Raw genomic sequence first — 7,602 nt, 5'->3', positions numbered from 1 at the left:
GGGGGGGTGGGTGTGGGCCCCGGGGGGGGGGCGTCGGGGCCTTTTTTGGGCGCCCCCCCCCCCCCCGGGCCCCCACCCCCCCCCGCCACAGGGGTTCAGCGGTTTCCTGATCGGAATACTAACCTTCCAGATGCCCACACATGGACGTCTCGAAAACCATGCCCGACCGCAAACAACTCCACCGAGAGGGCTACGCCCTGCTCCACCAAGCCATCCCGACCGAATGGCTGGACCATCTTCGCGCCGTGTTCGATGCAGGTGTGAGGCCGTCGGAGCAATGGCCCGTGCCGCGTGACAGGGATTGGCGCTATTCGATGCTGGACGACGACCCGAAGATCCAGGCCGTGTGTCGGTTGCCCCAGCTTTTGGCGGTCGCGGGCGAGTTGATCGGCGAGCGGTTCTTCCTTTCGCAAGTGGAAGGACGCGAGCCCGTTGCCAATGGCGGCCACCAGCAGTTGCACCGCGACTTGTCGGCCCAGCGGCCAGGCGACATCGCCGTCGCCCTGGCTTTTTTTGACGATTACGGCCCCGAGAACGGCGCGACACGGCTCGTTCCTGGCAGCCATCGCCCCGTGTCGGACGCACTACCTTTCGACTTCCACGACGAGTCACGCTCCATACAGCTTTGCGGCCGTGCCGGTGACATCCTGGTATTCGATGTCGATCTGGTGCATGCGGGCAGCCTGAACCTGACCGGCAAACGCCGACGCTCCATTCTGATCAGCTATTTCTCAGAGGCATTATACGCGTCACACCTGGAAACCGTGGGGCTGCGCAATATTCGCATGGACACCCGGGATCGATTCGAACCAGGCTTCAAATCAGCCGATCCACGACCCTCGCATTCCACAACGCCCGACATCGCTCCCGCCACCCTGGACTCCCCTTGTCCAGCCACTCCAATGTCGCCTCGATGCTCTCAGGACTGATCATGAAATGATTGATGTGCTCCTCGATCCGCTCTTGCGAGAGAAACAGCGAGTCCAGGTAACCATTGAAAGAATCGGCCAGCACCACGTATTCATCACCTTGCTGACGGCGCCCAGTCCAGGCAGGCAAGCCCGCCACCATCGCCGCCACGTCCTGGCGCCCCTCCCGCAGATCCAGCAGCAAGACACTCGCGCCGCCGTCGCGACCGATCGGCAACAATCCCGTCGCGGGGAAGCCGGGCTGGGTGCGCAGTTGCTCCAGTTCAAAGGGATTGGATTCATACCCTTTGTCCGGATCCAGCCCGTACAGCGAAAAACTGAGCAATTCCTCATCGCCATTGGCCAACCTGGCCAGCACATCGTATTCCAGGTAAGCGCCGTTGCAGGTCTTGAGAAATTCGCGATAGTCGCCCGGCAAGCGGGCACCCAGGCTGGCCTCCAGTTGCGCAATGGCATGTTCGGTGGCGCCTTCACGGGTGTCGTCGAGGATGAGTCCACGGTAGTCAGTCATTAATATCTCGCAACGGTGTTGAGGACCCGCTATCAGTCGCCCTCAGCGCGCGCAGGCACTTGCGAGCAGTTTCGAAGAAAGGCGTGACAATCAGGCCATAAACCGTCAGGTACCGGTGATGATCTTGTCCTCCAATACCGAAACGCAAGGGCTCGGGCCGAGTGCTGGTGACATAGAGCGTGCCGAACATCCAATCCCACAGCGACAGGTTGACGCCGAAATTGCGGTTGAAATGACGCGGTGCATCGCTGTGGTGGATCTGGTGTTGCGCCGGGCTGTTCAGCACATGTTCCAGCGCCGGGCCGAAGGACAGCCAGACATGGGTGTGACGCAGATTCGCCGCCAGGCTATTGAAGATAAACACCAGGTACGTCACGCCGAACAACGTGTAACGGCTGACCTCACCACCACAGGCGTACCAGAAAGCACCCGCGAAGAGGCCCAGGCAGGCAGTGACGCCAAGCTTCTCGACGATCTTCTCGACAAAATGCACCCGGCTCGCCGTGGCCGGTACCAGCACGGGTGCCGAATGATGCACCTTGTGAAACGCCCAGAGCCAGCGAGAGTGAAACGCCCGGTGCCCCCAGTAATGGACGAAATCCTTCACCAGGAACACCCCCAGCCCATAGAGCAATGCAAGCGAAAGGTTTTCCCCCAGGTGCGGACGCGCGCCCCACAGATTATTGAAAAAAGCCGAATAATCTCCAGAGCGCAGGATATACGGATCGACCAAGTGGACAATGGGCAGCACCAAGGCAACCTTGAGAATCGCCTGGACGAAGTAGTACCGATAGTCCAGCAGCGCCGAGCGATGCAGATTCACTCGGCTACCACCTATGAATTGCCAGAACGAACAAGCCTCGGTCAGGCGACGGCGCTTCCTATAACGAAACAGGCTATAGGCGACGCCGTACGAGGCGCAGAGAAACAGAATTCCGAACCGGCCGTTCAGGTTGAAAATGCTGAGGAACTGCTGGGTGATGGGTGCGATTACCCATGCGCTCAGGTGGTGATACACAAGGGAAAACGCATCCACGAACGCAAGCCTCTGCCGAAGGAGCGGTATTGTAAATCAGTCGCGTTGGGCGAGCTTGAGTTTTCAGTCTTTTTCCAGAGTTGGCTGCTCAAAGCAAAATGCAGGACGCGGCAGAGAAAAAATCATGCTTGGCCCCCTCTACCACGACGCATGTGGATGAGTGCGGTCCTACGATGATCTGGAGAAACTCGCTCTTCAACAGCAAAGGGCAAGAAACCCAGCTTTGGATAAAGTAGCAGGCCTGCCGTATTTTCGTTGAAGCAGGATATGCGCACCTCAGTGGCGTCATAGTGGTCGAACGCCAAGGCTGTCATCGTGTTCACGAGGAAAGTTGCAACGCCTTGACCTCGGGCATCTTGGGCAACGATGACGTTGCCGATACAGCAGGCTCCACCTGTTTCAGCCCGATAGAAATTAGCAAAACCGACAATACGGTTCCCGACCTCGACGACCGTCGAATCGAGTCGTTGAGCGATAGCGTCAGCCAACTGAACTTCAGTCAGAGGGTATTGGGCTTTCGGGAACATATAAAACAGTTCCCGGGCATCCAGCGCAAAGCTACAGATAGTCTTGATGTCATCAGCCGTCACTGGCCTACTTTGCAATTTCATCGGGCGTCCTTGAGGTCATGTGCTGGGATTTTAGCTCAGCTGATTTTGCTCAACCGTCTCTCGGTGTGCCAGGACCAGATCGATTCCAAGGATAGATATGACATTGACCGTCGAACGCTTGGTCAGCATAGCCATGACCAATCCAATCAACGCCTGCATCACCGCGCGCCTGCCTTCGCTCGGTTTGAACCAATGCATGCTCACCGCAGGCTGCCTGTTCCAGGCCGTTTGGAATCATCAGTCGCAGCGGCCAACGGCCTGGGGCGTGAAGGATTACGATGTTTTCTACTTCGACGCCGACCTGTCCTGGGAAGCCGAGAATCAAGTGATCAACGCCGCCCAACGTCTTTTCCAGGATCTCGACGTCAACATCGAGGTCAAGAACCAGGCTCGCGTTCACCTTTGGTACGGCCAGCGGTTTGGCAAGCCCTACCCTCAACTTCAGTCGGCCAAGGACGGCGTTGATCGCTATCTGGTTGCGGGTACGTGTATTGGACTGGATGTAGGAACAGGCGAAGTTTATGCGCCTTACGGCTTGGATGACGTGGAGCAAGGCGTTCTTCGTATCAACCCAAAGAATCCACAGCCAGATTTGTTCGATGAAAAGGCGAAGAGTTATCAGGCTCGCTGGCCGTGGCTCAGGATTCTGGAGAAAGGATGCAAATCTCCATAATCCGTGGCAAGGGAGCTTGCTCCCGCTGGGTGGCGAAGCCGTCCCAAAACGTTTTTTCAGAAAAACAGCTTCAACGGTCTGCCGACGGCGACGCCGCCGAGCGGGAGCAAGCTCCCTCGCCACGGAGTGTGTATCTATTAAGACTACGCATGTACTTGCTGCCGCCTTCGCGAGCAGGCTCGCTCCCACGGCAGATCGGCGGCGGATAGCCGCTCCCACCTGGGCTCATTCGGGTAAAAACGGGCGTATCTTTTGCGCAGCTTCGTTCCTGGACCACTCCTCACGCGTCAGCTCCCAAACCTCCTTGAGCAACGACCCACAAACAAAATCCCCCTGCTGCGTCCCGATCATGCGCATCCCCTCGTGCTCCGAAATCCTGCGCGAAGCCAGGTTGCCCACCGCCTTCGGCACTCGCATGACCGGACGCTCCAGCGCTTCGAACCAATAGGCATTGATCGCCTCGCAAGCCTCGCGCATGTAGCCTTTTCCCTGCCATTGCGGCGCCAGCCAGAAGCCTCGGTTGTTACCTGGCTGGTCGTACAGGCTGATGCTGCCGATGCATTGCGCGGGATCTTCGGTAATACGGATCATCCAGTGCCACTCGCTTCCGGCGGCGACAGCAGGCAGCGCATGGTCACGCACGTAGGTCAGCGCGCCGTCATCCGGGTAAGGCCAGGGCACGCGACTGTCGAGGTAGCGGACCACTTCCCAATGTGGGAATAGCCTTTGAATTGCCGGTGCGTCCGTCAGTTCAAGGGGCGTGAGAATGAGGCGGCGGGTTTGGAACGTGGGGGTAGATTCCACGATGAAGATTCCTTTTCAATACCGATGGCTATCCTGGGGGGGGCACCCTAAAGATTGTCCGTCACCCTGCACAGTTTGCTGTTCTTCAATGATGAAGGAGGAAGCTCCTTCATCCCCGCCGAGATTTTCCTGAGGGTAACCCCGCAGGTGTAACGGCCTGCGGCGTCCAGTTGGTAATCCTTCCCTGCCTCAGGAACAAAACTGAACATGTTGTAGCATTGCGCACCGATGTAATGAAAAGCGATGGGTTGCCCGGCCGGCACCAGTAGCTCAGTCATCACCGTCGAGGCTGGGTGCTTGTCAACGGCTGGCATGCCCAGGCTTTCACCATTGCGATTGGCGTAGCCATCCCGGAACGCCACCATGACCCCGGCGCCCGGCAGCCGGAAGTCCACGCAATCGGATTTGGGTACCGCCCTGACCATGCCGTCGCTGATCACTCGCAAGCGTGCTGTCTCGCCACCGCCGGGTGTTGAGTAAGGGGTGGAGAAAGAGCGGACATCCGACAGCGCTCCGCAGCCGGCGAGCAGGGTCAGTAAGGTGAGGCTCCAAATATGTCGCAGGACGCAGAGCGTATTGCGCGGGTAATTGTTGATTCGGAGGTTGAGGGGGCGCGGCGCTTGGCTCACGATGATGCTCCATGCAGGTCAGATATCCAGGGCCGACGACGGTCGAGAGGAACGCGATGCCAGCGCGGGATTTTATAGAGGGTTCGGGGACGCGCCGCAATGGCCGATGTATCGGGGCGCACGCGTGATGCCCCACGCTCATTGAACCTCATCTCTGGGCTGGTCCTCGCGGTAGTAGCGACGCTGAGCTGGCCGGTGCAGGTCATCCTGACGACACGGGCTCGACAAACTTCCCTGCCTCTTGATCAGCAGACGATTGCCCTACCCCTTTTCCGGCTTTTTGGCTGCCTTCGTGCGGCCCTTCGGGGTCACCACTTTGTATTCACCGGCACCGGCCTCTTCCACTGAATAGGCGGGCAAAGCGTTCTCATGCAAGACGTAATGACCTGAGGTTTTATTGACAGATAGAGAGACAGTTTCAATATGAGCCGCCAGCTTTGCCGAGGTCGCCGACAGGAACGCACCCGGCTCCATCCCAAACCGCTCTGACAGCGCATAAGCCATCTTGTGACTGATCGGCCGATCGCCATTGAGCACTTTGGACACCGCTGTTTTGTCACCGATTTCAGGAAGGTCGGAACCGGTGAGTCCGTGCGTCTCCATCAGGTCCTTGATCAGTTGCACAGGCGTGCAGGTCGCCTCAAAAGCAGCATTCAATTCACGAAACTGGGCGGAGTCGCGCTGGTAGGCCAGGATTTCGTCCTCAAGCTCAACGAGAATCCGCTCCTCGACCTTGCTCAGCTCGCGCCCGTCGGTGAGTTCATCGAGCAAGTCCGTCGCCCGTTCATAGTCGGCGGGGGTCCTGATGCCGTGTACAAACTCACCGCGCAGGCGATCCAGCACGGCGTGCAGTTCACCAAGCGTCGCGATCATGGTTTGAAAGTCGTTCCGGGCTGCGCTCATCGTCTTGTCCCTTTGTTCCTTGCATACCAACTGTTGGCAACGTCGTAATCGGCATGCGTGTAGATGTGTTTGACGTAGAACTTCTGCCGGGCATAGTTGACGCCGCCTATCACCCTGAGATTATTGCCGCCTACGTCGATCACCACCCAATTCATTGCGGCCCTGGGCTTGAACAAGTCAACGCCGTGGGTACCGAAAAGCTTTTGCAGGTCCGCGAACGCCTTGGGGCGCGCCATCCTCAAAATGCGCAGGCAACGATCAAGACCGGCCTTGTCGTTGGGGTACCGAATCGCAGCGTCGTCAAAACGTGATGGCGTGAGTATATCCATGGGCGTCCTTGTCTTTGGGCCGATGGTACTCTAGTTGTGTTTTTTAACAACTCTGATTGATTGGCAGTAGTGGGACGCATGCTATGACACTTAGGCGATTCGCGCCGGCTGCATTGGGGTCAGCGGGTTATCGCCTACACATCCAGAGACAAAATGAACCCTGCCGACCCAACCCGCCTGAAAATCTGGCAACCAGCGCCCCTGAAGGGGCAAACCTTTTACTCCGTCACACACCCCTGCGGCACTCTTCCCGCAAAACTGTCCACCAGGCTCGCCACCACCATCTCCCCCATCCGCGTGCGGGTCTGCAATGTCGCACTGGCGCGGTGGGGTTGCAGCACGACCTGTTCATTGCCGAACAATGCCTCAGGCACGTGCGGTTCCTCGACAAACACATCCAGCGCCGCACCGGCGATGTCTCCCGCGGCCAGCGCTGCCACCAGGTCGGCCTCGTCGACCAGTTTCCCGCGTGCAACGTTGATCAGGTAACCGCCCTTGCCCAAGGCACGCAGCACCTTGGCATCGATGATGGCTTCAGCCTTGTCGGCGGCCGCCGCGAGGATCAGGGCGTCGCTGTCGCGGGCCAGTTGCTCCAGGTCAGCCACGAAGGTGTGGTTCACGTCGCCCATGGGCCGCAGGTCGGTATAGCTGATCGGGCAACCGAACGCGGCGGCTCGGGTTGCCACGGCGCGACCGACCCGCCCCATGCCGACGATGCCGATGCGCATGCCGGACACCTGCCGCGCCAACGGCAGCGGGGCCAGTGGCGTCGGGCTCTGGGGCCACTGGCCGGAGCGCACGTAGCGGTCACCGGTGCATACCCCGCGACACACGGCAATCAACAAGCCAATGGCCAGGTCGGCAACGTCTTCCGTCAGCGCACCAATGGTGGCTGTCACGCGGATTCCGCGATCCCGGGCATAGGCCAGGTCCACCGCATCAGTGCCCACGCCGTTGACCGCAACGATTTCCAGCCTGGGGAGTTGTGCCATGAGCGCTTGGCTGATGCCCGTGTGCCCACCCGTGATCACGCCGCGAATGTTGCCGCCGTGCTCGCGCAAGTAGGCGGGTTTGTCGGCCTGTTCGAAATAGCGTCGAACGGTGAACAGCTCATTGAGCCGGGCATTAATTTCGGGAATCAGGATCGGGCTGAGTTGCAAGACTTCTGGCTTCATAG

The 7,602-nt window shown here is 59.1% G+C and carries 10 protein-coding genes; 2 read left to right on the top strand and 8 right to left on the bottom strand.

The features are described from left to right. Window positions 1–158 precede the first annotated feature (158 nt). The gene (locus JMN22_RS23690; RefSeq protein WP_198797973.1) at window positions 159–929 is read left to right on the top strand and encodes a phytanoyl-CoA dioxygenase family protein; all 771 of its coding nucleotides are present in this window, start codon (window positions 159–161) and stop codon (window positions 927–929) included. Here the strand turns inward: JMN22_RS23690 and JMN22_RS23685 are convergent. From JMN22_RS23685 to JMN22_RS23675, 3 genes are all read right to left on the bottom strand, one after another. After that, window positions 817–1,440, bottom strand: a complete 624-nt coding sequence (locus JMN22_RS23685) for an SMI1/KNR4 family protein (protein ID WP_030137780.1) — start codon at window positions 1,438–1,440, stop codon at window positions 817–819. The genes JMN22_RS23690 and JMN22_RS23685 overlap by 113 nt on opposite strands. Next, window positions 1,433–2,476: a sterol desaturase family protein gene (locus tag JMN22_RS23680; protein ID WP_198797961.1), complete on the bottom strand. Its 1,044-nt coding sequence runs from the start codon at window positions 2,474–2,476 to the stop codon at window positions 1,433–1,435. Before JMN22_RS23680 ends, JMN22_RS23685 begins: the two co-directional genes overlap by 8 nt. Window positions 2,477–2,598: 122 nt before the next feature. Further along, window positions 2,599–3,087, bottom strand: coding sequence for a GNAT family N-acetyltransferase (locus JMN22_RS23675; protein ID WP_030137778.1), 489 nt, complete (start codon window positions 3,085–3,087; stop codon window positions 2,599–2,601). Window positions 3,088–3,184: 97 nt separating this feature from the next. Here JMN22_RS23675 and JMN22_RS23670 point away from each other — a divergent pair, with 97 nt between their 5' ends. Continuing rightward, the gene (locus JMN22_RS23670) at window positions 3,185–3,760 is read left to right on the top strand and encodes a nucleotidyltransferase family protein (RefSeq protein WP_198797960.1); all 576 of its coding nucleotides are present in this window, start codon (window positions 3,185–3,187) and stop codon (window positions 3,758–3,760) included. 225 nt (window positions 3,761–3,985) lie between these two features. Here the strand turns inward: JMN22_RS23670 and JMN22_RS23665 are convergent, their stop codons facing one another. The 5 genes from JMN22_RS23665 to JMN22_RS23645 form a co-directional block, all read right to left on the bottom strand. Next, the gene (locus tag JMN22_RS23665) at window positions 3,986–4,564 is read right to left on the bottom strand and encodes a GNAT family N-acetyltransferase (protein WP_198797959.1); all 579 of its coding nucleotides are present in this window, start codon (window positions 4,562–4,564) and stop codon (window positions 3,986–3,988) included. Between the two features lie 47 nt (window positions 4,565–4,611). Then, window positions 4,612–5,193 (bottom strand): hypothetical protein, encoded by a 582-nt coding sequence (locus tag JMN22_RS23660; protein WP_198797958.1) that lies wholly within the window; start codon window positions 5,191–5,193, stop codon window positions 4,612–4,614. Between the two features lie 261 nt (window positions 5,194–5,454). Then, window positions 5,455–6,096, bottom strand: a complete 642-nt coding sequence (locus JMN22_RS23655) for a helix-turn-helix domain-containing protein (protein WP_198797957.1) — start codon at window positions 6,094–6,096, stop codon at window positions 5,455–5,457. Continuing rightward, window positions 6,093–6,425 (bottom strand): type II toxin-antitoxin system HigB family toxin, encoded by a 333-nt coding sequence (locus JMN22_RS23650; RefSeq protein ID WP_030137773.1) that lies wholly within the window; start codon window positions 6,423–6,425, stop codon window positions 6,093–6,095. Before JMN22_RS23650 ends, JMN22_RS23655 begins: the two co-directional genes overlap by 4 nt. 218 nt (window positions 6,426–6,643) lie before the next feature. Next, window positions 6,644–7,600, bottom strand: a complete 957-nt coding sequence (locus tag JMN22_RS23645) for a 2-hydroxyacid dehydrogenase (RefSeq protein ID WP_030137772.1) — start codon at window positions 7,598–7,600, stop codon at window positions 6,644–6,646. Between the last annotated feature and the right edge of the window lie 2 nt (window positions 7,601–7,602).

The sequence above is a fragment of the Pseudomonas sp. HB05 genome, assembly GCF_016756915.1.
Taxonomy (GTDB): domain Bacteria; phylum Pseudomonadota; class Gammaproteobacteria; order Pseudomonadales; family Pseudomonadaceae; genus Aquipseudomonas; species Aquipseudomonas alvandae.
This window is presented reverse-complemented; position numbering and strand designations above follow the sequence as displayed.